This is a genomic window from Pantoea sp. AS142 (genome assembly GCF_037152305.1).
Lineage (GTDB): Bacteria > Pseudomonadota > Gammaproteobacteria > Enterobacterales > Enterobacteriaceae > Pantoea.
The window spans coordinates 1-26,648 of sequence record NZ_JBBCMO010000007.1; the positions used below are offsets into that span (position 1 = coordinate 1).

Annotated in this window: 23 protein-coding genes and 1 tRNA gene; 18 read left to right on the forward strand and 6 right to left on the reverse strand. The window is 54.8% G+C overall.

Going from position 1 to position 26,648, the window contains the following annotated elements:
• Positions 1 to 92: 92 nt before the first annotated feature.
• From WFO64_RS13645 to eptA, 6 genes are all read right to left on the reverse strand, one after another.
• Positions 93 to 180: transfer RNA gene (locus WFO64_RS13645), tRNA-Ser, on the reverse strand.
• Between the two features lie 264 nt (positions 181 to 444).
• On the reverse strand, positions 445 to 978 hold the full coding sequence (gene msrA, locus WFO64_RS13650; protein WP_337012504.1) for a peptide-methionine (S)-S-oxide reductase MsrA: 534 nt from the start codon (positions 976 to 978) through the stop codon (positions 445 to 447).
• A gap of 59 nt (positions 979 to 1,037) precedes the next feature.
• The gene (locus tag WFO64_RS13655; protein ID WP_337012506.1) at positions 1,038 to 1,604 is read right to left on the reverse strand and encodes a flavin reductase family protein; all 567 of its coding nucleotides are present in this window, start codon (positions 1,602 to 1,604) and stop codon (positions 1,038 to 1,040) included.
• Between the two features lie 310 nt (positions 1,605 to 1,914).
• Entirely contained in the window at positions 1,915 to 2,973 is a 1,059-nt protein-coding gene (pmrB, locus tag WFO64_RS13660; RefSeq protein WP_337012508.1) for a two-component system sensor histidine kinase PmrB, read from the reverse strand.
• Complete coding sequence (pmrA, locus tag WFO64_RS13665) at positions 2,970 to 3,650, reverse strand: two-component system response regulator PmrA (RefSeq protein ID WP_337012510.1); 681 nt, start codon at positions 3,648 to 3,650, stop codon at positions 2,970 to 2,972. The genes pmrB and pmrA overlap by 4 nt, the downstream gene beginning before the upstream one ends.
• Positions 3,650 to 5,278, reverse strand: coding sequence for a phosphoethanolamine transferase EptA (eptA, locus tag WFO64_RS13670; protein ID WP_337012512.1), 1,629 nt, complete (start codon positions 5,276 to 5,278; stop codon positions 3,650 to 3,652). The genes pmrA and eptA overlap by 1 nt, the downstream gene beginning before the upstream one ends.
• Before the next feature lie 401 nt (positions 5,279 to 5,679).
• Here eptA and otsB point away from each other — a divergent pair, with 401 nt between their 5' ends.
• The 18 genes from otsB to flhE all read left to right on the forward strand — a co-directional run bounded on the left by otsB (position 5,680) and on the right by flhE (position 26,585).
• Positions 5,680 to 6,468: a trehalose-phosphatase gene (otsB, locus tag WFO64_RS13675; protein WP_337012514.1), complete on the forward strand. Its 789-nt coding sequence runs from the start codon at positions 5,680 to 5,682 to the stop codon at positions 6,466 to 6,468.
• On the forward strand, positions 6,465 to 7,901 hold the full coding sequence (gene otsA, locus WFO64_RS13680; protein ID WP_337012516.1) for an alpha,alpha-trehalose-phosphate synthase: 1,437 nt from the start codon (positions 6,465 to 6,467) through the stop codon (positions 7,899 to 7,901). The genes otsB and otsA overlap by 4 nt, the downstream gene beginning before the upstream one ends.
• A gap of 1,003 nt (positions 7,902 to 8,904) precedes the next feature.
• Positions 8,905 to 9,258 carry a flagellar transcriptional regulator FlhD gene (flhD, locus tag WFO64_RS13685; protein WP_337012518.1) on the forward strand — a complete coding sequence of 118 codons (354 nt, stop codon included), beginning with the start codon at positions 8,905 to 8,907 and terminating at the stop codon, positions 9,256 to 9,258.
• Positions 9,255 to 9,833, forward strand: coding sequence for a flagellar transcriptional regulator FlhC (gene flhC / locus WFO64_RS13690; protein WP_337012520.1), 579 nt, complete (start codon positions 9,255 to 9,257; stop codon positions 9,831 to 9,833). Before flhD ends, flhC begins: the two co-directional genes overlap by 4 nt.
• Positions 9,834 to 9,966: 133 nt before the next feature.
• Positions 9,967 to 10,854 carry a flagellar motor stator protein MotA gene (motA, locus tag WFO64_RS13695; protein ID WP_337012522.1) on the forward strand — a complete coding sequence of 296 codons (888 nt, stop codon included), beginning with the start codon at positions 9,967 to 9,969 and terminating at the stop codon, positions 10,852 to 10,854.
• Entirely contained in the window at positions 10,851 to 11,792 is a 942-nt protein-coding gene (motB, locus tag WFO64_RS13700; RefSeq protein ID WP_337012524.1) for a flagellar motor protein MotB, read from the forward strand. Before motA ends, motB begins: the two co-directional genes overlap by 4 nt.
• A gap of 11 nt (positions 11,793 to 11,803) precedes the next feature.
• Positions 11,804 to 13,786, forward strand: a complete 1,983-nt coding sequence (gene cheA / locus WFO64_RS13705; protein WP_337012866.1) for a chemotaxis protein CheA — start codon at positions 11,804 to 11,806, stop codon at positions 13,784 to 13,786.
• Between the two features lie 23 nt (positions 13,787 to 13,809).
• The gene (gene cheW, locus WFO64_RS13710) at positions 13,810 to 14,307 is read left to right on the forward strand and encodes a chemotaxis protein CheW (protein WP_337012526.1); all 498 of its coding nucleotides are present in this window, start codon (positions 13,810 to 13,812) and stop codon (positions 14,305 to 14,307) included.
• Positions 14,308 to 14,469: 162 nt separating this feature from the next.
• Entirely contained in the window at positions 14,470 to 16,143 is a 1,674-nt protein-coding gene (locus WFO64_RS13715; RefSeq protein ID WP_337012528.1) for a methyl-accepting chemotaxis protein, read from the forward strand.
• A 193-nt stretch (positions 16,144 to 16,336) separates the two neighbouring features.
• Positions 16,337 to 17,899, forward strand: coding sequence for a methyl-accepting chemotaxis protein (locus tag WFO64_RS13720; RefSeq protein ID WP_337012530.1), 1,563 nt, complete (start codon positions 16,337 to 16,339; stop codon positions 17,897 to 17,899).
• A 106-nt stretch (positions 17,900 to 18,005) separates the two neighbouring features.
• Positions 18,006 to 19,682 carry a methyl-accepting chemotaxis protein gene (locus WFO64_RS13725; RefSeq protein WP_337012532.1) on the forward strand — a complete coding sequence of 559 codons (1,677 nt, stop codon included), beginning with the start codon at positions 18,006 to 18,008 and terminating at the stop codon, positions 19,680 to 19,682.
• A gap of 80 nt (positions 19,683 to 19,762) precedes the next feature.
• On the forward strand, positions 19,763 to 20,635 hold the full coding sequence (gene cheR / locus WFO64_RS13730) for a protein-glutamate O-methyltransferase CheR (RefSeq protein ID WP_337012534.1): 873 nt from the start codon (positions 19,763 to 19,765) through the stop codon (positions 20,633 to 20,635).
• Positions 20,635 to 21,684, forward strand: coding sequence for a protein-glutamate methylesterase/protein-glutamine glutaminase (locus WFO64_RS13735; RefSeq protein WP_337012536.1), 1,050 nt, complete (start codon positions 20,635 to 20,637; stop codon positions 21,682 to 21,684). The genes cheR and WFO64_RS13735 overlap by 1 nt, the downstream gene beginning before the upstream one ends.
• A 39-nt stretch (positions 21,685 to 21,723) precedes the next feature.
• Complete coding sequence (cheY, locus tag WFO64_RS13740; protein ID WP_010258559.1) at positions 21,724 to 22,113, forward strand: chemotaxis response regulator CheY; 390 nt, start codon at positions 21,724 to 21,726, stop codon at positions 22,111 to 22,113.
• Between the two features lie 9 nt (positions 22,114 to 22,122).
• Positions 22,123 to 22,764, forward strand: coding sequence for a protein phosphatase CheZ (cheZ, locus tag WFO64_RS13745; RefSeq protein WP_337012538.1), 642 nt, complete (start codon positions 22,123 to 22,125; stop codon positions 22,762 to 22,764).
• A gap of 191 nt (positions 22,765 to 22,955) precedes the next feature.
• Complete coding sequence (gene flhB / locus WFO64_RS13750) at positions 22,956 to 24,107, forward strand: flagellar biosynthesis protein FlhB (RefSeq protein WP_337012540.1); 1,152 nt, start codon at positions 22,956 to 22,958, stop codon at positions 24,105 to 24,107.
• Positions 24,100 to 26,193, forward strand: coding sequence for a flagellar biosynthesis protein FlhA (gene flhA / locus WFO64_RS13755; protein WP_337012542.1), 2,094 nt, complete (start codon positions 24,100 to 24,102; stop codon positions 26,191 to 26,193). Before flhB ends, flhA begins: the two co-directional genes overlap by 8 nt.
• A complete protein-coding gene (flhE, locus tag WFO64_RS13760) occupies positions 26,193 to 26,585 on the forward strand; it encodes a flagellar protein FlhE (protein ID WP_337012544.1) in 393 nt (130 codons plus the stop codon). The genes flhA and flhE overlap by 1 nt, the downstream gene beginning before the upstream one ends.
• Positions 26,586 to 26,648 lie beyond the last annotated feature (63 nt).

The window sequence follows — 26,648 nt, forward strand, 5'->3', positions numbered from 1 at the left end:
GTTGTCGACCCCCGGCGGGGGTTCTCACCCCCTCTCAGCGTGCAATATACAAAAAAAAGCCTGAACTTTCGTTCAGGCTCTTCTTCAGAATGTGGCGGTGAGAGGGGGATTCGAACCCCCGATACGTTGCCGTATACACACTTTCCAGGCGTGCTCCTTCAGCCACTCGGACACCTCACCACATTTATTTCGCTGACCGCGCTGGGTCAACGGGGCGGTACTATAGGGAGTCGGCTGAAAACGGTCAAGCACTATTTTTTTCTTTTGATCTATTCGCTTAAGCTCTGAACGAATCGATTTACTGCGGCCTAAAACCGGCCATTTACGCGCCATAGCCCGCCGTCTTCTTAGGACCAGTTTGGTTCATTTTCACAACTGCAAACAATACGGGGGCGACATCCTGCCCCTCCTTTCTGGCCAGACGCCGCCGCGTCAGAAGCTAAATCAGCTCTTAACCCGATTAGCGAAGCTTTTACGCAGCTTCTGCAATTTCGGTGGAATGACAGCCATGCAATAGCCGTTGCGCTGGCCCGCACCTTCCCAGTAGTCCTGATGATAAGCTTCAGCGGGATACCACTCTTTCAGCGGCTCAATGGTGGTCACCACCGGCACATCATGGTCAGCCTGAGCGCGGGCAATGGCGGCGCGGGCCTCCGCTTCCTGCTCTGCATTGGCCGGGAAAATGGCGGAACGATACTGGGTGCCAATATCATTACCCTGACGGTTAAGCTGGGTCGGATCATGCGTCACAAAGCTGATATCCAGCAGATCGCCGTAGCTCACTTTCTCCGGGTCGAAGCCAATGCGGATGGCTTCCGCATGACCGGTCGCACCGCTACAGACCTGCTCATAAGTCGGATTAGGGCGTTTACCGCCGGTATAACCGCTTTCTACCGACTCTACGCCGATCACATCCTTAAATACCGCTTCGGTACACCAGAAACAGCCGCCAGCGATAACTGCGTATTCGATTGCCATAATAATTTACTCCTGTCAGGTCGAAAGAGGTGAATGGGGGCGCTGCAGACGGCTTTCAACTAGATCAGCATCTCCGGTTTAAAATCTCTGCTCTTATCCAGCATTTTATCGCTCATTACGCTAAATCGTCCTTCGCCCGTGTAGTGCAGGGTCGCGGGATATTCCGGCTGCTCGGCGACATGCGCTTTAACAATCTCAAAAATAAACAGGTTGTAGTTCGCGACCATCGAATCGTCATAAAGCTGGCACTCAAAGCTGGCAAAACATTCGGCAATCATCGGCGCGCCAACCACCTGCGCCGGTTCCGGCGTCAGGCCAAACGCCTCAAACTTATCAAGGCTGTCACCGTGGCTGTTGCCGATCGCCACAACTTCATCAATCAGCGAGGCGGAGGGGATATTCAACACGCACTGACCGCTGTTGCGGATCAACTCGTGGCTGTGATTCATTCCGGCAATCATGCAGCCGACCAGTGACGGAGAGAACTCAAGCACCGTGTGCCAGCCGAGCGTCATGATGTCATGTTGATTTTTGTACTGCGAACTCAGCAGCAGCACCGGTCCAGGTTCAAGATATTTGCGGGCTTTGCTGACCGGAAAAGCATATTTGTGCATGCGTTGGCTCATGGCGAAACTCCATTAACGGAACATAGCCATTAAGTGTAGAGCACCGGGCGGATGCAGCAGGTATGTCAGCGGGCAGAAATGCGAGGTTGATAACGGCGTCGGAAAGGGCAGATATTTTTACCGGCAGTGCTGCGAGCTTAAGGTTTCCTTAATGTGCAATCGCGATACTGCCTGCTTTAACCGAGGATGATGCTATGAAAACGGCTCCTGTTGCCCTGTCTGTGAGTGCCCCGCGTCCGTTGAGTGAATATGCTGCACTGCTGATTGCTGCCGTCACGGTCGTTATGTTCCTCTCTGCCTGGTTCAGCGCTTAGAACTTAATCACGGCCCGGCAACCGCTTTGGTCGCGACGGTTCTCTAAGAAAAACTGAAACCGGTGTAACTGGACGATGCGGCTGACGATGCTCAGCCCGAGTCCAATACCGCCGTAGCGGCTGTCCATACGGATAAACGCTTTACTCAGCTCGCCACTTTTACTCTCATCAATTCCCGCCCCCTGATCTTCCACCACCATCATGCGCTGTGGAGCAGATAACAGCTGCACAGTGATGGTGGTGTTATCCGGGCTGTAGCGATGGGCGTTCTCCACCAGGTTACGCAGCAACATCTTCAGCAGCGTGGCATCACCGCGTACAAACTGCTCCTGTGGCAGATCGAGCAACAGCGTCTGCTGATGCGCCTCCAGCATGATACTCAACTCCGCCTCCATCGGCAGGATCACATCTTCAATCAGCCCGACGTTCTGATAGGTGCCAGAGGTAAACGACTGTCCGGCGCGCGCCAGATTCAGCAGCTGTGAAACGCTGTGCGTCATCTGATCCAGGCGTTGCACCAGCGGCTGAACTTTGACATCGCTATTACGTTCTATTAACTCCAGATGCAGCCGTAATCCCGCCAGCGGTGTGCGCAACTCATGCGCCACGTCGGCAGTGAATAAGCGTTCACGCTCCAGACTGCTGTTCAGACGCGCGACCAGCTGGTTTATCGCCTGCGTCACCGCATCGATCTCATGTACCTGACTGTGGCAGGCAACGGGATCCAGATTCTCCTCGCTACGACTCTCCAGTTCACGCTGTAGCTGATAAAGCGGCCGGGTGATCCATTTCACCGCCTGATAGCAGAGCAGCAGCGTCAGGGTAATCATCACCAGACTCGGCACCGCCAGGCTGGCGACCGCTTCATGAACTTCACGCGCTACGTGGCCATCCATGTTGCGCTTCTGCAGCTGCGCTTCCACCAAAAACTGAATCTGCTCTTTACTCTCATGCCAAAGCCAGATCACGCTAATCACCTGAAATACCAACAAGATCAGACCAATGGTCAGGATGAGACGAAAGCGCATACTGCGGTGATCGAAACGTTTTATCATGTTGCCTCGCGAATGCCATCCTGCGTCACCAGCGCATAACCAAAACCGCGCACGGTGCGGATAGCGCTTTTGCCAATTTTGTCGCGCAGATTATGGATATGCACTTCCAGAGTATTAGTAGAAGGCTCGGTCTCCCAGTTATAGATATCCTGGTAGAGAATTTCACGGTGAACCGGATTTCCGGCCTTAAGCATCAGCCGTGACAAAATCGCAAACTCTTTTGGCGTCAGATCCAGCAGCACGTTGCTGAGCGTGATCTGGCGATGGGTCATATCCAGCGCCAGCGCACCGACGCTCACCTGACTGTCACCCTGATTGACGTGACGGCGAATCAGCGCGCGGATCCGGGCCAGTAACTCATCCAGCGAGAACGGTTTAATCAGATAGTCATCAGCGCCTGCGTCCAGTCCGGCAATGCGCTCGCTGATGGTGTCACGCGCGGTCAGGATCAGCACCGGCGTCATCTTTTTTTGCCGCCGCAGTCGTATCAGGAAATGCAGTCCATCTTCGTCTGGCAGGCCAAGATCCAGCACCACCAGACTATAGAGGCCGCTGGCGAAATGCGCTTCAGCATCCCGCACTCGCGTCACACCATCGCAGACATAGCCTTCGCCTTCCAGTGCCAGCATCAGGCCCTGCAGCAGCAGGGCATCGTCTTCAACTATCAGTATCTTCATTAGGGTTGGTTCCGACACGACGTCAAAATATCATCCGCAGGCACATATTCGTGGGTCGCGGTGCCGGTTAATCCCAGCATGGTTGAAAACAGATTATCCTGTGAAAAATGGTCTGTCGCCGCCAGTTTATTCAGGCAGGTGCGGTTAACCGCATAACGTTGCTGATAATCCTCTGAGAGCCAGATGAGCAGTGGCACATGTTTCTGCGTATCCGGAGCGATAGCATAGGGCAGGCCATGCAGGTAAGCACCATTTTCGCCCAGTGATTCGCCGTGATCAGAAAGATAGACCAGGCTGGTGGTAAAGCGATCCTGATGCGCACGCAGTACGCCAATCGCCTTATCGACAATGTGATCCACATTTAATAGCGTGTTGTCATAGGTGTTGATCAGCTGTTGTTGCGAACAGTCCTGAATCTGATTGGTGTCACAGGTCGGTTCAAACTGACGAAACTGTGGTGGATAACGATGACTGTACGTCGGGCCATGACTGCCAATGGTGTGTAGCACAATCACCGCATTGCCTTTCAACTGGCTGATGTACTCATCCAGCCCGTGGAACAGCACGTCGTCATAACACTCACCATTAATACACATGCCCGGCAGGTTGAGGCTGGTCATGTCCTGATGCGGAACCCGATCGCAGGCGCCTTTACAGCCCCCATCGTTCTCATTCCACAACACGCTGATACCGGCGCGCTGAATAATATCCAGCAATCCCTCCTGATGTGCGGCCAGCACATCATCATAATGGGCGCGCGGCATGTTAGAGAACATACAAGGTACGGAAACCGCTGTCGCTGTGCCGCACGAGGTGGTGTGCGGGAAGTAGATGACATTATCTTTCGCCAGTAAGGGATTAGTCAGACGATCGTAACCGCCCAGCGAAAAATTTTGCGCACGCGATGTCTCTCCCAGCACCAGAATGGTCAGATTAGGTTTGCCACCGCTGCGGCTGGGCTGCAGATGAGCATCCTCACCGATTCGTACCAGCGGCACGTTCTGCAACTGCTCATGCTTATACCAGGAGAGCGTCGCCGCGATGCTGTTTGACGGGCTAAGCGCTTTAACCAGCTCGTGATTATTGCGGAACAGCGAGGCGTAATCTTTATAGAAGAGGAGGGCGACCAGCACGATCAGCGCCGCTGACAGCAACACGCTGAGCAGCCGCGCCAGCACGCCGCGCCACTGCTGCCGTTTTATCCGGGGCCAGAACAGCAGCAACGCCATCAGCACGCCCGAGGTGAGTAGGGTAAAGAGCAGTTGCGGCGTGATCAGCGCAAAGGATTCCGATGCGGTGGTATCCATCATGTTGGTGATCATCGCGCGATCGATCACGATGTTATAGGTCTGGATAAAGAACTGCGCCGACGCGGAGAGCAGAATAAACAGCGCGGCCAGCAGCCGATCCAGCCAGATAAACGAGGCCAGCGTAATCACGATATTGATCACGCTAAAGGCGACCAATGGCATCGATAAAAACACCAGCGTGGTATGCAGGTTGTTCAGGGGCATCGCCGCCAGCACCTGACGGTAATAGACAATATTAAGAAACACTGCGATATAAACCGCAGCCACAATCAGCAATGTAAGGCGGCTAATCAGCGGCCTCTTAAGGTTAAACGCCATGTAAGCAGGTACCAGAGTAATGAAAGTGTCATGAGAGTGCGCTTTCAATATTAGGAATACCTTAAGAAGCTTAAGCTTTGGCGGTTAGCGTCTGTACCGGGGCTGCACAGCAGTGATTAAATGGCGCTTTTCGACCGATTTAACCGCAGCGGCTGGCATGGATCCTGCATCTTTTTGGCATAACCCCTGTGGATGACTACACTTAACAGGAAGATGTTCTCAGTTAGCCAGTATTGTCAGCAATGCGTTTGCCAGTTTGAGGAGAGTGACCTATCCAATCACCGCGTTTTATCCCTCAATCACCGCTTTATCAGAATTTCCCGCTTGCTGACCTGACTCCGTCAGGACATTCTTGTTCTAACTCAATGTTTTATTAAAATTCGATTTTCAGGAGAAGTAACGTGACCCAAGCGGCAGATACCCATGCCAGATACCCGACATTAAATCGCGGGCAGTACGCCTTCTTTTTTGATGTTGACGGTACGCTGGCAGCGATACAGTCCCGTCCCGAAGCGGTATTTATTCCTGAGCAGGTTATCGCGCATCTCCAGCAGCTCTCTACACTCTCGCAGGGCGCACTTGCGCTGGTTTCTGGCAGACCCCTTGAACAACTTGATACGCTGGCCGCTCCCTGGCATGGCCCGGCTGCGGGTGTGCATGGTGCTGAGCGCCGCGATGCCGAGGGACGTGTTGCGCGCATAAGCTTACCCATCGAGGTCGAGCAAGCGCTCAGGACGGAATTGCAGGATGCGATAGCATGCTGGCCTGGCACCCAACTTGAGGTAAAAGGCATGGCATTTGCGCTTCACTACCGCCAGGCAATGCAGCATGAGCAGGATGTGATGCGACTGGCGGAACAGGCAGTGACGCGTTTCCCTGGCCTGGCGCTTCAGCCGGGAAAATGTGTCGTAGAGATTAAACCGGCGGGTATTGATAAAGGTGCCGCCATTAACGATTTTATGCAGCAGCCCCCGTTTGCCGGACGTACGCCGGTCTTTATTGGCGACGATCTGACCGATGAGAAGGGCTTTCTGGCCGTCAACGCACGGCAGGGCGTCTCGATTAAAGTCGGCGAAGGTTCCAGCCAGGCCCATTATCGGCTTGATGATGTCGATACGGTTTACGGCTGGCTGGAAAGAACATTATTACGATTAGAGCAAGACAACGTCGGTAAGGAGTTTAGGTTATGAGTCGTTTAGTGGTTGTATCTAACCGTGTCGCCATGCCAGATGGGTCTAAAACCAGCGCAGGCGGCCTGGCCGTCGGGATCCTCGATGCCCTGAAAAGCACCGGTGGATTGTGGTTTGGCTGGAATGGTGAAATCAGCGAGTTCTCTGGCGAAGAAGAGGACGAGCTCAACGTTCAGGAACATGAAGGTATCGAGTATGCCTCGTTCCCGCTAAGCCAGAACGATTACGATCTCTATTATTGCCAGTTCTCTAACACGGTTATCTGGCCTGCATTCCATTATCGTCTCGACCTGGTGCAGTTCCAGCGTGAAGCCTGGGAAGGGTATTGCGACGTTAATGATGCGGTGGCGCAGCGTTTAAAACCGCTAATCAAGCCTGACGATATCGTCTGGATCCACGATTATCACTTTTTACCGTTTGCCGCCGCGCTGCGTAGGGCGGGCATTAATAACCGCATCGGCTTCTTCCTGCATATTCCTTTCCCGACACCCGAAATATTTAATGCACTGCCTCCGCACAAAGAGTTGCTGGAAATGCTGTGTGAATATGATTTGCTGGGTTTCCAGACCGATTCAGATCGGGTGGCCTTCCTGGACAGCGTCAGCCAGCTCACGCAGTTGCAGAATAAAGGCGATAAAAAACATCGCGCCTTTGGTAACACCTTTATGACCGAGGTTTATCCGATCGGGATTGAGCCTGACAGTATTAAAGAGATGGCTGAAGGGCCGCTGCCGCCGAAAATGGCTGCTATGAAGAAAGAACTGGGCGATGCACGCAATATTATTGCCTGCGAACGTCTCGACTACTCTAAAGGGCTGCCTGAGCGTTTTCTTGCTTATGAAGCGCTGCTCGAGAACTTCCCGCAGCATCGTGGCAAAATCCGCTACTCGCAGATCGCGCCAACCTCGCGCGGCGATGTGCAGGCGTATCAGGACATCCGTCATCAGCTTGAGACCGAAGCAGGGCGCATCAACGGTAAGTACGGTACGCTGGGCTGGACCCCGCTCTACTACCTTAACCAGCATTTCGATCGTCGTCTGTTGATGAAAATCTTCCGCCTGACCGATGTGGGTCTGGTGACGCCGCTGCGTGACGGCATGAACCTGGTGGCTAAAGAGTATGTCGCTGCGCAGGACCCGGACGACCCGGGTGTGCTGGTGCTGTCGCGCTTTGCCGGTGCAGCCAACGAGCTCACCTCGGCGCTAATTGTGAATCCCTACGACCGCGATGAAGTGGCCGCCGCGCTGGATAAGGCGATTACCATGCCGCGTACCGAAAGGATTTCACGCTACAACGACATGATGGCGGTATTGCGTAAAAATGATATTACCGCCTGGCGTGAAAGCTTCCTGAAAGACCTGGAGCGCATTGATCCGCGCAGTGTTGACCACAACACGGTCAACAAGGTCGCAACTTTCCCTAAACTCGCCTAAGCGGGGTGATGAAAGCAGCGATACCTTAGGGTATCGCTGCTTTTTTTTTGGCCCATCTCACAGAAAACTCGCCTGCTCTCTGTTAACGACCCTCTGCTGTCATTTCGCGCAGACTATGAGAGTCGCTGGCTTGTGTAGCCCGGTAAATCCCGGTATAGCCGAAAACCCGTATATCAGCCCCTGCCGCTTTCTTTACCTTCTTTACTCAAGTTTTTTCTCAGCCTGCCGATAAGAACAGTGCCAACCTATAAACCGATGTCAATTCATTCGCGTTTCTTATGTAACCCCTTGTTACATTGGGTATCGGAGCCTGAACACCCCGCTATCACTATTAACGCCCGGTGGTCAGAAACCGCCCATGCTGCCGTATAAACCTTAACGATTTCATTACTCACCCTCTGCGATACTCCCCTTAAGTAACTAATTTAACAGCAAATAACTGCACGGGGTAGCAGCATAATATACTGGAAACCTTTCTTTGTGTGGTTCTAAATAGGGCGTTAAAACGATTAACACTCAATATCCATTTCGGAATGCTCAAAGCGCCGATTAAGGGGAGTTTTACCCCCTATTAAACCTTTCTAAGGACGAATTGGACTTAAAATCACGCTTTTTTGCTCAAAAATTGACCATCGGTTAAGTGATCGTAAAGGGCTGCTGAAGAAATTTGCGTTAAAAGTGTGATCTGCGTCACACTTTATCTAAAATTTCGCCTCGCTGTCGTTGTATGTCGAAATCAGACGATATAGATTTGCGTTGTTTTCGGAATAGTCCTAAAAAAGTCAGAAAGTGTCATGGAAGATGTCCAAAACTCGAAAATAGAATGGCCTGGATTTTCGACCTTCTGTGGGTCTGAAACCCACAAAAAATAGAAGGCGAAAAACAGTGACATTAAGATTATGTGAAGTTTTTTTTGCCATCTTTTGATTTTAAAAACAGCAGCTCGAACCGCAGATATTATTCTGCGATACAGTTACGTCGCATCTCTCAGGATGGAAAAATAATGGGCACATCTGAAGTATTGAAACATATTTACGATCTCAACTTGTCTTATTTACTGCTTGCACAGCGTTTAATTAACCAGGATAAAGCTTCTGCAATGTTTCGCCTCGGAATTGACGAAAAAATGGCGAATGTATTATCTGAATTAACATTGCCTGAAATGGTAAAAATGGCAGAAACCAATCAACTGGTTTGCCAGTTCCGTTTTACCGACAGCAGCACCATTAATCGTCTGACGCAGGAATCACGTGTGGACGATTTACAACAAATTCACACCGGCATTTTATTATCCAGCCGTTTACTGCGTAATGCGTCTAAAGATGATGCACCTGCTAAAAAGAGAGCAATGTCATGAGTGAGAAAAGTATTGTTCAGGAAGCTCGTGATATTCAGCTCGCCATGGAGTTGATCACATTAGGCGCGCGCTTACAGATGCTAGAGAGTGAAACTCAGCTGAGCCGTGGTCGTTTGATTAAGCTCTATAAAGAATTGCGTGGCAGTCCGCCACCCAAAGGCATGCTGCCGTTTTCTACAGACTGGTTTATGACCTGGGAACAGAATATTCATGCTTCTATGTTCTGTAACGCCTGGAAATTTTTGCTGAAAACCGGATTATGCAGTGGCGTCGATGCCGTGATTAAAGCCTACCGGTTATATCTGGAGCAGTGTCCGCAGGCGGACGAAGGCCCGCTGTTGGCGCTGACCCGCGCCTGGACCCTGGTCCGGTTCGTTGAAAGTGGCATGCTGGAACTGGCGGATTGCAAATGCTGCAATGGCAGCTTTATTAATCATGCACATCAGCCGGTTGGCAGCTTTACCTGCAGCCTGTGCCAGCCACCATCACGTGCCGTAAAAAGACGTAAACTTTCTGCAGAATCTGCCGATATGTTTCCACAACTGCTGGATGAACAGGTTAAACACGCCGTTTAAGTTTGTTCGCACTGTGGAAGCCATCCAGCAGCGGTTAATACCGCTGCTTTTTTTTTGCTTGCGGTTCAGGAATAACACCTGCGGCTCTCTGGCTTAACTTCCACCAACACGTTACGGACGTAAGGATTTTTTTGTGCTGATAATTATAGGTTACCTGATTGTTTTAGGCTCCGTGTTGGGCGGATATGCGCTGGTAGGTGGCCATCTGGGCGCGCTTTATCAGCCGGCCGAATTATTAATGATCGGCGGTGCCGGGGCGGGTGCTTTTTTAGTCGGTAATAACGGCAAGTCGATTAAAAAAACGCTTAAAGCGCTGCCTTTGTTATTTCGTGGTTCCAAATATAACAAAGCGGTTTACATGGATCTGATGTCGCTGCTGTATCGCCTGATGGCGAAGTCGCGTCAGCAGGGAATGTTATCGCTGGAACGCGATATTGAAGATCCCAGCCAGAGTGAAATTTTTGCTAATTATCCCCGCATTCTTGCCGATAAACAGTTAGTCGATTTTATTACGGACTATTTGCGCCTGATGGTCAGCGGCAACATGAACGCCTTTGAAATCGAAGCGTTGATGGATGAAGAGATTGAGACCTACGAACACGAGTGTGACGTACCAGCGCAAAGTATTGCTGCGGTGGGCGATGGTCTTCCGGCATTCGGTATCGTGGCCGCGGTCATGGGTGTTGTTCATGCGCTGGCCTCGGCTGATCGTCCGGCTGCTGAACTTGGTGCGCTGGTGGCACATGCGATGGTGGGAACTTTCCTGGGCATTTTGCTGGCTTACGGGTTTGTCTCTCCGCTGGCCTCAGTACTGCGGCAGAAGTGTGCGGAAACCACCAAGATGATGCAGTGCATTAAAGTGACGTTGCTGTCGAGCCTGAATGGTTACGCGCCGCAAATTGCGGTGGAGTTTGGTCGTAAGACGCTCTATTCCGCCGAGCGCCCATCGTTCAGCGAACTGGAAGAGCATGTGCGTAACGCCAAGAACCCGGCTAAACAGACTTCGGATGAGACTTCATGAAACACGGCAATCGCCCAATTGTGCTGATCAAAAAGCGCAAACATAAAGGCCATGAAGGCAGCCACGGATCGTGGAAGATTGCCTACGCCGACTTTATGACGGCGATGATGGCCTTTTTTATGGTGATGTGGCTGCTGTCGATCGCCAACCCGCAAGAGCTGGTGCAGATCGCAGATTACTTTAAAACGCCACTGAAGGTGGCGATCACCGGTGGAGCGCGCAGCAGTGACAGTGAAAGCCCGATCCCCGGCGGCGGTGATGACCCGACGAAAAAAATTGGTGAAGTGAACAAGGTCGTCGATATGGACGCCCAGAAACGCAAGCTGGATGAGATTCGCCTTAACCGGCTGCGTGAAAAGCTCGACCAGTTGATTGAAGCGGATCCGCGACTGAAAGCGCTGCGCCCGCATCTGATCATTAACATGGTCGAAGAGGGGCTGCGTATTCAGATTATCGACAGCCAGAATCGCCCGATGTTTAAGACCGGTCGGGCCGAAGTAGAGCCTTATATGCGCGATATTTTGCGTGCAATAGCACCAATCCTTAACGACATTCCGAACCGCATTAGCCTGGCCGGGCATACCGATGATTTTCAGTATGCCAGCGGTGACAAAGGCTACAGCAACTGGGAATTGTCGACCGACCGTGCTAACGCCTCACGCCGTGAACTGGTCATGGGTGGCTTAGACAGCGGCAAAGTTTTGCGGGTGTTAGGTATGGCCGACACCATGCGCCTGAAAAATCGTGGCGGTAATGACGCAGTTAACCGCCGCATCAGCCTGCTGGTGTTGAACCACGACACCGAAGCGGCAATCGAAAAAGAGAACGCAGAAAGTGATGCCGTCCAGATCAGCGATCCGGCGGCCATTGAACAGATTACCGCACCTGCACCACCAGGCAGCGCGGTGAATACAGCAGCCCCCTCACAACCGAGGTGATTCCCGTGAGTATGGACATCAGCGATTTTTACCAGACGTTTTTTGATGAAGCCGATGAGCTATTAGCGGATATGGAACAACACCTGTTGGGCCTTGACCCGCAGGAGCCAGATTCGGAACAGCTTAACGCCATCTTCCGTGCCGCTCACTCCATCAAGGGTGGGGCCGGAACCTTTGGTTTTACGGTATTACAGGAAACGACCCATATCCTGGAAAATATTCTGGATGGTGCTCGTCGCGGCGAGATGCAGCTCAGCACCGACATCATCAACCTGTTTTTGGAAACCAAAGATATTATGCAGGAACAGCTCGATGCTTATAAAACCGCGCAGGAGCCTAACGCGGAGAGCTTCAAATATATCTGTGAAGCACTGCGCCAGTTGGCGTTAGAGGCCAAAGGTCTGCCGGTTGATTCGCCGGCCACGATTGTCACTGCCAGCGCAGAACCTGCCAGCACCCGCGGCCTGCGGGTACAGCTCATCGATCTCAAAGAGAAAGAGGTCGATCTGATGCTGGAAGAGATGAGTAATCTCGGCACCCTGACCAATGTGCAGAAGGGCAGTACTACGCTGGATGTCTGCATCGATGGCGTGGGTAAAGATGACATCGTGGCGGTGCTTTGCTTCGTGATCGACGAAGCGCAGATCCGCTTCCCGGACGCTGACGAAGCCGTTGCCGCACCGGTTGCTGTCGTCGCCGAGGCCGCACCGGTGGTGGAAGACGTGCACACGGCCACCGTCACCGAACTGCCGGTGGCCGCGGTGAAACGTGAGAGTAAGCGCGTCGCAGCCCCTGCCAAGTCGAGCGAATCCACCAGCATCCGCGTTGCGGTGGAGAAAGTTGATCAGCTGATCAACCTGGTGGGTGAACTGGTGATTACCCAGTCAATGCTCGCCCAGCGTTCCGGCGAACTCGATCCGGTGGCGCACGGCGACCTGCTGAACAGCATGGGTCAGCTGGAGCGTAACGCCCGCGATCTGCAGGAATCGGTGATGTCGATTCGTATGATGCCAATGGAATATGTGTTCAGCCGCTTCCCGCGTCTGGTGCGTGACCTGGCCAGCAAACTTGGTAAAGAGGTCGAACTGACACTGCTGGGTAGCTCAACTGAACTCGATAAGAGCCTGATTGAACGCATCATCGACCCCTTAACGCACCTGGTGCGTAACAGTCTTGACCACGGTATCGAAACGCCAGAGAAACGTCTGGTGGCCGGTAAAGTGGCAACCGGTAACCTGACGCTTTCAGCGGAACATCAGGGCGGTAACATCTGTATCGAAGTCTCTGATGATGGTGCCGGTCTCAACCGCGAACGTATTCTGGCTAAAGCCCTGTCATCGGGCCTGCCGGTTCACGAGAACATGAGCGACGAAGAGGTCGGCATGCTGATCTTTGCACCGGGCTTCTCCACGGCGGAGCAGGTGACAGATGTTTCAGGACGCGGCGTCGGTATGGACGTGGTGAAACGGAACATTCAGGAGATGGGCGGTCACGTCGAAATTGCCTCGAAGCAGGGCAAAGGCACCACCATTCGTATCCTGCTGCCGCTGACGCTCGCCATCCTTGATGGCATGTCCGTTCGCGTCGCTGATGAAGTCTTTATTCTGCCGCTGAATGCCGTGATGGAGTCGCTGCAACCGCGCGCCGAAGAGCTGAAACCGCTGGCCGGTGGCGAGCGCGTGCTGGAAGTGCGTGGGGAATATCTGCCACTGGTCGAGTTGTGGAACGTCTTTGATGTGCAGGACGCCAAAACCGAGCCCACGCAGGGCATTGTGGTGATCCTGCAAAGCGCGGGTAAACGTTACGCGCTGCTGGTCGATCAGCTGATTGGCCAGCATCAGGTGGTGGTGAAGAACCTGGAAAGTAACTATCGCAAAGTGCCGGGCATCTCCGCCGCCACTATTCTTGGCGATGGTAGCGTGGCGCTGATTGTTGATGTTTCAGCACTGCAATCACTTAACCGTGAAAAACGTGTGGCTGGCGCTGCCGCCTGATTGATAACGAAAGGGTAAATAACATGAATGGAATGGCAACCGTGACAAAAATCGCTGACGAAACTGTGGGTCAGGAGTTTCTGGTCTTCACGCTGGGCGACGAAGAGTACGGCATCGATATCCTCAAAGTTCAGGAAATTCGCGGTTACGATCAGGTAACACGTATTGCGAATACACCTGAATTCATCCGCGGCGTGACTAACCTGCGCGGCGTTATCGTGCCGATTATCGATCTGCGCGTGAAGTTTGCGCAGCCCGATGTCGAGTACAATGAAAACACCGTGGTCATCGTGCTGAATCTGGAAAATCGCGTGGTCGGTATTGTGGTTGACGGCGTCTCTGATGTGCTGTCGCTGACCCAGGATCAGATCCGCCCTTCGCCGGAGTTCGCTGTGACCATGTCTACCGAGTACCTGACCGGTCTGGGTGCGCTGGGCGACCGCATGCTGATACTGGTCGACATTGAGAAGCTGCTGAGCAGCGACGAGATGGCGCTGGTAGATAACCTGCGTAGCGCGTAATTCTATTATCACGGGCCGGTTATGGCTGGCCCGTGATTGTCACTATCAGTAACAATCCCTTTAAATTCAGATAATAAAGCCTCATCCCGCCCTAATTTACCGCTGCCGCCTGCCGATAATCCCTCTGTCACTTTTAATTGCCTACTTTATTCAGGGTTACTCATGTTAACGAAAATCCGTGTTGGCACCAGCCTGGTCCTGGTGTTGCTGGTGTTTGGGCTATTACAGGCCTTCACTGGTTCCATTTTCTACTCTGCACTAAGCCACGATAAACAGAGCTTCGCTGTGTCGCAGTTGGCGATGCAAAACACGCAAGCGCTGAATGACGCCTATATGAGCCTTAATCAGAGCCGGGTGTTGCTGACCCGTATCCAACTGCGTGTTGCTACCAGCAAACTGGAGAATAAAACGGCCGATATCGCTGGGCTGTTTGATGATAGTAAAGGTTTCCAGCAGGGGGCTGAGAGCTTCTATAAAGAATTTAAAGCGATTCCCGACACCCCAGGACAGGATGCCCGGTTGAATGATCAGCTTGATCAGCGCTTCAACGCCTATGCCGGTGCACTGAATGCGTTACAGACCGCGCTGCAGGCTAATGATCTGATTGCGGCGGCTAAAGCCCCTGTCGCGCCGAGCCAGAGTGCCTTTCTCTCGCTCTATCGGGACTGGCGTGCCGATCAGAACCGGCTCTCATCACAGGGTGTAGCAGAAAACAGTGCTGCCTATAACCGCATACTCTGGATACTGGCCAGCATCATGGCCGTCGTACTGGCGGTGATTGTGCTCTGCTGGTTTGGCCTGCGCAGAATTGTGATGACGCCGCTGAACACCAGCATTACTCACATTCAGCATATTGCCCAGGGCGATTTAACCCAGCCGATCGTAGTGGAAGGGCGCAATGAGATGACGCAGCTCGCTGCCAGCCTGCATGATATGCAGCAGTCGCTGGTACGGACCGTGACCCATGTGCGTGACGGATCGGATGCGATTTTCACCGGTGCCAGTGAGATCTCTGCCGGAAACAATGACCTTTCTGCCCGCACTGAACAGCAGGCTGCTTCACTGGAGCAGACTGCGGCCAGTATGGAGCAGCTCACCGCCACGGTGAAACAGAACGCCGAAAATGCTCGCCAGGCGTCACAGCTGGCGCTTAGCGCGTCAGAAACCGCGCAAAAAGGGGGCAGTGTGGTGGCTGGCGTGGTGAAAACCATGAGCGAAATCGCCGGCAGCTCGAAGAAGATTGCCGATATCACCAGCGTGATTGATGGCATCGCATTCCAGACCAATATCCTGGCGCTTAACGCCGCCGTTGAAGCGGCTCGCGCCGGGGAGCAGGGGCGCGGTTTTGCCGTGGTTGCCGGCGAAGTGCGTAATCTGGCACAGCGCAGCGCCCAGGCGGCAAAAGAGATCAAAGGGTTGATTGATGAATCGGTGAGCCGGGTCGATATCGGTTCGCAACTGGTCGGCACCGCCGGAGAAACCATGAGCGATATCGTCAGTGCGGTCACGCGCGTTACCGACATCATGGGTGAAATCGCCTCGGCGTCGGATGAGCAGAGTCGCGGTATCGATCAGGTCGGGCAGGCAGTAACCGAGATGGATCGCGTCACCCAGCAGAACGCCTCGCTGGTGGAAGAGTCCGCTGCGGCCGCTGCCTCGCTGGAAGATCAGGCCAGCCGGTTAAGCCAGGCCGTGTCAGTCTTCAGAATCACCCGCGGCGCCTTACAGCAGACGCTGACAAAGCATTTGCCGATTGCCGCGCCCGGTACGGCGGCGCAGGCACCGCGCAAAGCCCTGACAGCACCGGTCAGTGATACGCATTGGGAAACTTTCTGATATTACCCTGCGCATCCTGCGGGATGCGCAGCACCCTCCGCAACGCCTCTGCGTAAACTCAAATTCAACCGCCTTGCTGATAAGAATAATTACAAAAGCCAATTCTTTTCTGGAAAGCGTCGGAAAGCGTTAATTAATACCACTCTATCGCCGATATAGCCGCTGGACCTTAATCAACCTGCAGGGGAACAAGATGTTAAAAAAAATAAAAGTGGTGACCAGTTTAATCGCAGTACTGGTTATCTTTGGCGCGATCCAGTTGCTTTCTGGCAGCCTGTTCTGGTCAGCGCTTAACAATGATAAAGACGCTTTTGCGCTGTCGCAGATTTCCAATCGTAACGTTACGTCGATGACAGATGCCTATATCGCCCTGAACAACAGCCGTACCACGCTTAATCGCGCCATGCTGCGGTTGCAGACCAGCATGGCCTCGCAGATGAATGGCGGTCAGCTTGATGACCTGATGAATAAAGCCAACGTCCAACTGGCTGAAGCCGATCGTCACTTTACAGTCTATTACGACCAGCCCGCCACGCCGGGCCTTGAAGAGACGCTACGGGACAAACTTGAAGCGGATTACGCTCAATATAATAATGGATTGAAAGCGATGGTGAAAAGCCTGCAGGCACGCGACCTTGAAGGGATGTTCAAACAGAACATCGAGCAGAAGCAGGTCGCCATGCAGGGTAGCTACGGCGAATGGCGTGCACGCCAGACCGCGCTTTCCGATCAGGGCATGACGCAGAACCAGAAAGCCTTTACTCAGATGATGTGGCTGCTTGTTATTATTGGCGTCACGGTGATCGCGGTGATTCTGGCCTGCTGGTTTGGTCTGCGTCAGGTGCTGATTCAGCCGTTGCAACAGCTGCTGGCACAAATTCGCGCTATCGCTTCTGGCGACTTGACCCAGTCAATTAAGGTTGAGGGGCGGAATGAGATGAGTCAGCTGGCCGCCGGCATCCATGAGATGCAGCAGTCGCTGGTGATGACCGTGGGTAATGTACGTGACGGCTCTGATGCCATCTTCACCGGTGCCAGCGAAATTGCTGCCGGAAACAACGACCTTTCGGCCCGCACGGAAGAGCAAGCCGCCTCGCTGGAGCAGACCGCGGCCAGCATGGAGCAACTCACCGCCACGGTGAAGCAGAATGCTGACAACGCCCGTCAGGCGTCGCAGCTGGCGCTGACCGCCTCCGAAACCGCGCAGCAGGGCGGTAAAGTGGTGCATGGCGTCGTCACCACCATGAAAGAGATCGCTGGCAGCTCGAAGAAAATTGCTGACATCATCAGCGTGATCGACGGTATCGCCTTCCAGACCAACATCCTGGCGCTGAATGCGGCGGTTGAAGCGGCGCGTGCCGGTGAACAGGGTCGCGGTTTTGCGGTGGTAGCCGGTGAAGTGCGCAGCCTGGCGCAGCGCAGCGCCCAGGCTGCCAAAGAGATCAAAGGCCTGATTGAAGACTCCGTGTCGCGCGTAAACAGCGGTTCATTGCAGGTTGAAAGCGCCGGCAGCACCATGAATGAGATTGTGGGTGCCGTGACCCGCGTTACCGACATCATGGGTGAAATCGCGTCAGCTTCTGATGAGCAGAGCCGCGGTATTGAGCAGGTCGGTCTGGCCGTCACTGAAATGGATCGCGTGACCCAGCAGAACGCCTCACTGGTTGAGGAGTCCGCCGCCGCCGCCGCCGCACTGGAGCAGCAGGCCAGCGCGCTGACTCAGGCTGTCTCCGTTTTCAAAATCTCCCGCGCCTGATTTTGCCGTCTTACACCCTGGCGGCGGCTTATAGCCGCTGCCATGCATAAAGTTCCCTCCGACTCCGCCGATAAATAAACACGAATCGCCAACCAATGAGGTGTTTATGTTTAGTCGAGTACGCGTCGTTTCCGGCCTGCTGTGTGTGCTGGCGTTGTTTGCGCTGCTGCAGCTGTTTTCCGGGGGAATGTTTTTCAAAACTGTCAGTTCAGATAAAGAGAATTTTGCCTACAACCAGCGCCTGAATACCCTGCAACAGGCAATGAGCACCTCATGGGTTTCGTTGGTTCAGGCGCGCAATACCCTAAATCGCGCCGGTATTCGTTTTCTGCAGGATGCCCAGATGTCGGGTTCAGGTGCCAGCGTGAAAGAGCTGGTGGCCCTGGCGGGCCAGGAGCTGAAGCAGGCTGAAGTGAGCTACGAGCAGTTCAATGCCAACCTGTCAGAAGAGGGCAAAACGGCTGAGAACGTTGTGGCGTTACAGGCAAACTACAAGGCCTACCACGACGCCCTTGCGGAACTGATGGTGTTCTTCACCACCGGTAACTTTAAAGGTTTTGTCGATCAGCCGACCCAGAGCTATCAGGATAAATTCCAGAAAGATTACAACGCCTGGCTGGAGAACAATCAGGTGCTGTCACAGCAGGGCGTGGAAGCCAACCATCAGGCTTATATCCGCTCTATCACCATTGTCATCACCACGCTGGCGGTAACGTTGCTGATGATCATTCTGGTGTGGAACGTGATGCGCTCCGTGCTGATCCGTCCGCTGCGCCAGAGTATTGAGCATATCCAGCACATCGCGCGGGGCGATCTGACCCAGCCGGTAGAGATTAACGTTCGTAACGAAATCGGTGAATTGTTGACGTCGCTGCAGCACATGCAGCAGGAGCTGGTGCGCACCGTTCGCGCCGTGCGTGATGGCTCTGACGCCATCTATACCGGTGCCAGCGAAATCGCCACTGGCAACAACGATCTCTCTTCGCGTACCGAACAGCAGGCTGCTTCGCTGGAGCAGACCGCGGCCAGCATGGAGCAACTCACCGCGACCGTGAAGCAGAACGCCGAGAACGCCCGTCAGGCGTCGAAGCTGGCGCTGACTGCCTCTGAAACCGCGCAGCAGGGCGGTAAAGTGGTGGATAACGTGGTGACCACCATGAAAGAGATTGCCGGCAGTTCGAAGAAGATTGCCGACATCACCAGCGTGATTGATGGCATTGCCTTCCAGACCAACATCCTGGCGCTGAATGCGGCGGTTGAAGCGGCGCGGGCCGGTGAACAGGGTCGCGGCTTTGCGGTGGTGGCCGGTGAGGTGCGCAGCCTGGCGCAGCGCAGCGCCCAGGCCGCTAAAGAGATTAAAGGTCTGATTGAAGATTCGGTAAGCCGTGTTAATACCGGCTCGGTGCTGGTAGAGAGCGCGGGCGATACCATGAGCAACATCGTCAGCGCGGTTACCCGCGTCACCGACATCATGGGTGAGATCGCCTCAGCCTCAGACGAGCAGAGTCGTGGCATCGACCAGGTGGGCCTTGCGGTGACAGAGATGGATCGCGTGACGCAGCAGAACGCCTCACTGGTGGAAGAGTCTGCGGCAGCGGCTGCCGCGCTGGAAGATCAGGCCAGTCACTTAAAACAAGCGGTATCCGTGTTCAATATTGGTAAAGAATTTGTCGCTCAGGCCGTTAACAAGACAACGGCGACAAAAACTCTCCAGTTAGATGCACCGTTAGCCGTTGGTCGTCCGTCTGCTTCACGCAGCAACGACAACTGGGAAACCTTTTAATCGCCCGTGGCCCGGCCGCCGTTGAGTCGCCGGGCATCGCAGCAGACAGTTAATGTATTCCGTTCGGGCCAGGTGCAGAGATGAAAAAATCGACGATTTTAGATCAAAATGAGACGACAACGCTGCTGTCGCAGATGGTGCAGCGGTTACCGCTCTCCGACACGCATTTTCGCCGTATCAGCCAGCTGATCTATCAGCGTGCCGGTATCGTACTGGCCGATCACAAGCGTGAGATGGTTTACAACCGTCTGGTTCGTCGCCTGCGCACGCTGAATATCGATGATTTCGGTCGTTACCTGGCGCTGCTGGAGTCCGATCCGAACAGTGCCGAGTGGCAGGCGTTTATCAACGCCCTGACCACCAACCTGACCGCGTTCTTCCGCGAAGCGCATCACTTCCCGATTCTGGCGGAGCATGCGCGTAAGCGACAGGGCAACTTCAGCGTCTGGAGTACCGCAGCGTCAACCGGCGAAGAACCCTACTCCATCGCCATGACGCTGGCGGAGACGCTGGGTGCCGGCCAGGGCAAGTTCCAGGTTCATGCCAGTGATATCGACACCCAGGTGCTGGAAAAAGCGGTGGCGGGTGTGTATCGCCAGGAGGAGTTGCGCACGCTGTCACCAGCGCAAATGCAACGTTTCTTCCTGCGCGGTACGGGTCCTCATGCCGGTATGGTGCGGGCACGTCCCGAGTTGACCGGTATGGTCACTTACGCGCAGCTTAACCTGCTGGCCAACGACTGGGCACTGCCGGGCCAGTTCGACGCCATTTTCTGTCGCAATGTGATGATCTATTTCGATAAAGAGACGCAGGAGAAGATTCTGCGTCGGTTTGTCCCGCTGCTGAAGCCGGGCGGCATTCTGTTCGCCGGTCACTCAGAAAACTTCAGTCAGATCAGTAAAGAATTCTGGCTGCGTGGGCAAACCGTCTATGGACTGACGAAGGAAAGATGATGAGCAAAATCACCGTGATGTGCGTAGATGACTCTGCGCTGATGCGGCAGTTGATGACAGAAATCATCAACAGCCATCCGGATATGGAGATGGTCGCTACGGCGCCCGATCCACTGGTCGCCCGCGATTTGATCAAGCAGTTCAATCCGCAGGTACTGACGCTGGATGTGGAAATGCCGCGCATGGATGGCCTCGATTTCCTGGAAAAACTGATGCGGTTACGGCCAATGCCGGTGGTGATGGTTTCGTCGCTGACCGGGAAAGGCTCCGAAATAACCCTGCGGGCGCTGGAGCTGGGTGCGGTGGATTTCGTTACCAAGCCGCAGCTCGGCATCCGTGAAGGGATGCTGGCTTACAGCCAGATGATTGGCGACAAAATCCGCGCGGCTGCCCGCGCCCGACTGCACAACCGCGCAGCCATGCCGGTACCCGCCGTGCTGAAAGCGGGGCCGCTGCTGAGCAGCGAGAAGCTGATTGCGATTGGCTCCTCAACCGGCGGCACGGAGGCGATTCGCCATGTGCTGCAGCCATTACCGGCGACCAGCCCGGCGCTGCTGATTACTCAGCATATGCCGCCAGGCTTTACCCGCTCCTTTGCCGAGCGCCTGAATAAGCTGTGTCAGATCACGGTGAAAGAGGCTGAAGATGGTGAGCGTATTCTGCCGGGGCACGCCTACATTGCACCAGGTGCAATGCACATGGAGCTGAGCCGAAGTGGCGCCAACTATGTGGTGAAACTGAATGAAGGGCCACCGGTTAACCGGCATAAACCGTCTGTGGATGTGCTGTTTAAATCGGTGGCGATTAACGCCGGACGAAATGCGGTGGGGGTGATTCTCACCGGAATGGGCAACGACGGCGCGGCCGGGATGCTGGAAATGCACCGGGCAGGCGCCTGGACTATCGCCCAGAACGAAGCCAGTTGTGTGGTATTTGGCATGCCACGTGAGGCCATTGCCACAGGCGGCGTGAGCGAAGTCGTGGATTTAAGCAACATCAGCCAGCACATGCTGGCGAAAATTAGCGCCGGACAGGCATTGCGTATTTAACAGGCCCGTCCCGCCGGGCGAGACAACTCAGGAGTAGATATGGCTGATAAAAACATGCGCTTTTTGGTAGTAGACGACTTCAATACGATGCGTCGTATTGTGCGTAACCTGCTGAAAGAGCTGGGCTTCAATAACGTTGAAGAAGCGGAAGATGGTGTCGACGCTCTCGGCAAACTGAAAGCGGGTGGTTTCGACTTCGTGATTTCCGACTGGAACATGCCAAACATGGATGGCCTGCAACTGTTGCAGACCATTCGTGCCGACGCGGCAATGAGTTCGCTGCCAGTGTTGATGGTGACCGCGGAAGCGAAGAAAGAAAACATCATCGCCGCCGCCCAGGCGGGAGCCAGCGGCTATGTGGTGAAGCCATTCACCGCAGCGACCCTGGAAGAGAAGCTGGGTAAAATTTTTGAAAAACTGGGTATGTAAGGGGATGTGATGAGCGACTTTCCGAAACCAACTGAGGATGCCGCGGCACACGACATCATTTCACGAATTGGCTCTCTGACGCGCATGCTGCGCGACAGTCTGCGCGAGCTGGGGCTGGATAAAGCCATTGCCGATGCGGCAGAAGCCATTCCTGATGCCCGCGATCGTCTGGATTATGTTGTACAGATGACGGCACAGGCCGCCGACCGTGCATTGAACTGTGTTGAAGCAGCCCAACCCCATCAGGATAAGATGGATGCCGGGGCAACCCAGCTGAAAGGGCGCTGGGATGAGTGGTTTGAGAACCCGATTGAACTGGGCGACGCGCGGGAGTTGGTGACGGATACGCGCGAATTCCTCGCCGCCGTGCCAGAGCACACCGCCTTTACTAACAAGCAACTGCTTGAAATCATGATGGCGCAGGATTTCCAGGACCTGACCGGTCAGGTGATCAAACGCATGATGGATGTGATTCAGGAAATTGAGCGCCAGCTGTTAATGGTGCTGCTGGAGAACATGCCAGAAGTCAGCGCTGAGAAGCGTCAGGAAGGCACCAGCCTGCTGAATGGGCCACAGATCCACACCGATGCACCGGGCGTGGTCGCGAACCAGGACCAGGTTGATGACCTGCTGGACAGCTTAGGATTTTAACCCGGTTTCGCCCGCCTGTCGGCGGGTGAAAGGGCTGCAGTGGATAAAAAAAGGGTCACCTTCGGGTGGCCCCGTTCCACATTGTCAGATTCATCCCCGAAAGAACGCCTCTTTTTCCTATCTTATCTCCGCTTTAACTTAAGCCAGATTTGGCATCCTATGCTCAGAATTCCTGCCAACCGAGGTTTGTCGTGGCTGAAGATAGCGACGAAGACAAAACAGAATCGCCCACGGCCCACCGACTTGAGAAAGCGCGTGAAGAGGGCCAGATTCCGCGTTCGCGCGAACTGACGTCATTACTGATGCTGTTGGCCGGCATCATGATTCTGTGGATGGGCGGCAACATGATGGCGCATCGGCTGGCGGCAATGGTCGCCACCGGACTCCGTTTTGATCACGGCATGGTCAGGGATGACAAAATTATCGTCAGCCACATCGGCAGCCTGATCACACAGGCGCTGATGGCGCTACTGCCGCTGATGGGCGGTCTGGTGCTGGTGGCGATTGCCGCCCCCATGCTGCTGGGCGGTATCGTGTTCAGCGGTAAATCGATCAAGTTCGACCTGAAAAAGCTCAGCCCGATGGCCGGTTTCAAGCGGATGTTCGCGGCCCAGGCCTGGACCGAACTGTTTAAAGGTATCCTCAAAACCATTCTGGTCGGCTCGGTAGGCTGGTGGTACATCTGGAGCCACTGGCCCGAGATGCTGCGGTTGATTAGCGAACCACCGGTGACGGCGCTGATTCACGGCATGGAGATGATCGCGATCTGTAGTTCGCTGGTGATGCTGGGGCTGATCCCGATGGTGGGGTATGACGTCTTCTGGCAGCTTTACAGCCACTTTAAAAAGCTGAAGATGTCGATGCAGGAGATCCGCGACGAGCATAAGCAGCAGGAAGGTGACCCGCATGTTAAAGGACGCATCCGTCAGCAGATGCGGGCCGCCGCGCGACGCAGAATGATGGCGGATGTACCTAAAGCCGATGTCATCGTCACCAACCCGACACACTACTCGGTGGCATTGCAGTACAACGAGAAGAAGATGAGTGCGCCGAAGGTTGTGGCTAAGGGCGCCGGCGAGATCGCCCTGAGAATTCGTGAACTGGCTGCCGAACATCGCATCCCGGTTCTGGAAGCACCGCCGCTGGCGCGTGCGTTATACCGTCACACTGAAATTGGTCAGCACATCCCCGGCGCGCTCTATGCTGCTGTGGCCGAGGTGCTGGCGTGGGTCTGGCAGTCGCGTCGCTGGAAGCGTGAAGGCGGCCTGATCCCAACCAAACCAAAAAACCTGCCGGTTCCGGCAGAGATGGACTTTGCAGGAGAGAGCAAAAACGATGGCTAATAACCTGGCCGCAAAATTACGTTTACCGGGCAACTTTAAAGATATGCAGTGGCAGGTGCTGGCTGGGCCGGTACTGATCCTGATGATCCTGTCGATGATGGTTCTGCCGTTACCGCCGTTCATCCTGGATCTGCTGTTCACCTTTAACATTGCGCTGTCAATCATGATCCTGCTGGTGTCGATGTTCACCCAGCGGACCCTGGAGTTTGCGGCGTTCCCGACCATTCTGCTGTTCTCTACCTTGCTGCGTCTGGCGCTGAACGTGGCCTCAACCCGTATCATCCTGATGGAAGGGCATACGGGAGCGGCCGCGGCCGGACAGGTGGTTGAAGCATTCGGTCACTTCCTGGTGGGCGGTAACTTCGCCATCGGTATCGTGGTGTTTATCATCCTGGTAATCATAAACTTTATGGTTATCACCAAGGGTGCCGGTCGTATCGCCGAAGTGGGCGCGCGCTTCGTGCTGGACGGGATGCCCGGTAAGCAGATGGCGATCGATGCCGACCTCAACGCCGGTTTGATTGGTGAAGATGACGCCAAACGCCGCCGTGCCGAAGTGACCCAGGAAGCGGACTTCTACGGTTCGATGGACGGTGCGAGTAAGTTCGTTCGTGGTGATGCCGTCGCCGGTATCATGATCATGGTGATCAACGTCATCGGCGGCCTGCTGGTGGGCGTGGTGCAACACGGTATGGATGTGGGGCACGCCGCAGAGACCTATACGCTACTGACCATCGGTGATGGTCTGGTTGCACAGATCCCGGCGCTGGTTATCTCCACCGCAGCCGGTGTTATCGTGACGCGCGTTGCCACCGATCAGGATGTGGGCGAACAGATGGTAACCCAGCTGTTCAAAGATCCCCGCGTGCTGATGCTCAGCGCCGGGGTAATTGGCTTGCTGGGTCTGGTGCCTGGTATGCCTAACTTCGTTTTCCTGCTGTTCACCGCCGCCTTACTGGGTCTGGCCTGGTGGCTGCGTGGCCGCGAAATGCTGCCGAAAAAGAAAGTCGAAGTCACGGGCAGCATCAGCAAAACGGCGGATACGCCCGCCGCCACTGAAGCGTCGTGGACCGATGTGCATCTGGAAGATACGCTGGGCATGGAAGTGGGCTATCGCCTGATTCCGATGGTCGATCATCAGCAAAACGGTGAGCTGCTGGGACGTATCCGCAGTATTCGTAAGAAAGTCGCGCAGGATGTCGGTTTCCTGCCGCCGGTAGTGCATATCCGCGACAACATGGAACTGCCACCTGCACGCTACCGCATCCTGATGAAAGGGGTGGAGATAGGGAGCGGTGACGCTTATCCCGGCCGCTGGATGGCGATTAACCCTGGCACGGCTGCAGGCAGTCTGCCGGGCGAAGCGACCGTCGATCCCGCTTTTGGTCTGGCGGCGGTCTGGATTGACAGCGCACTGAAAGAGCAGGCGCAGATTCAGGGCTTTACCGTAGTCGAAGCCAGTACGGTGGTAGCGACTCACCTTAACCATCTGATTGGTCAGTTTGCCAGCGAGCTGTTTGGCCGTCAGGAAGCGCAACAGTTGCTGGATCGTGTGACGCAGGAGATGCCGAAGCTGACCGAAGATCTGGTGCCGGGTGTGATCTCGCTGACCACCCTGCACAAGGTGCTGCAGAATTTGCTGGTGGAGCGCGTGTCGATTCGCGATATGCGCACCATTATCGAAACGCTGGCGGAACATGCGCCGGTGCAGAGCGATCCGCAGGAGCTGACCAGCGTGGTGCGTGTGGCGCTGGGCCGTGCGATTACTCAACAGTGGTTCCCAGGTAATGAAGAAGTGCAGGTTATCGGCCTTGATTCCACGCTGGAGCGCCTGCTGTTACAGGCGTTGCAGGGCGGTGGTGGCCTGGAGCCAGGTCTGGCCGATCGGCTGTTAAGTCAGGCACAGGGGGCTTTGCAGCGTCAGGAGATGCTGGGCGCGCCACCGGTGCTGCTGGTCAATCATCCGCTGCGGGCGCTGCTGGCGCGATTCCTGCGCCGCAACCTGCCACAGCTGGTGGTGCTTTCTAATCTGGAGCTGAGCGACAACCGCCAGATCCGCATGACGGCCACCATCGGAGGCAAATAATGCGCGGATGGGTGACTGCACTATTGATGTTGCCGCTCATGGCACAGGCGGCTGGTGGTGCCTGGAGTGCCACTGCCAACGGACCGCTACTGGCGAACCGTGGCAGCTGGCAACGGGCACAGCCGCTGACGCCGCCCACCGACGTCGGTGGGGAGGTGAGTGTCATCAACTGGCGTTATCAGCTGAGCAGACCGGCACCGTCTGGCCTGCAGGTGCGGCTGTGCGGCGAACAGCGTTGCACGACCCTGGAGGGTGCCAGCGGCACCACGCGCGGGCTGGCACATCTGAGCGCCAGTGAGACACTGCACATGGTGTTTGGTTTTGCCGGAAGCGGGGCGCTGCCACCGGGATTACGGGTGGTGAGCAGTGAAGTGATGGTCAATTACAAGTAACTCATCAGCCCCTTTGTGGCCGGTGAACATTCCGCGGGAGCGTGACAGCCAGAAAGCCCGACG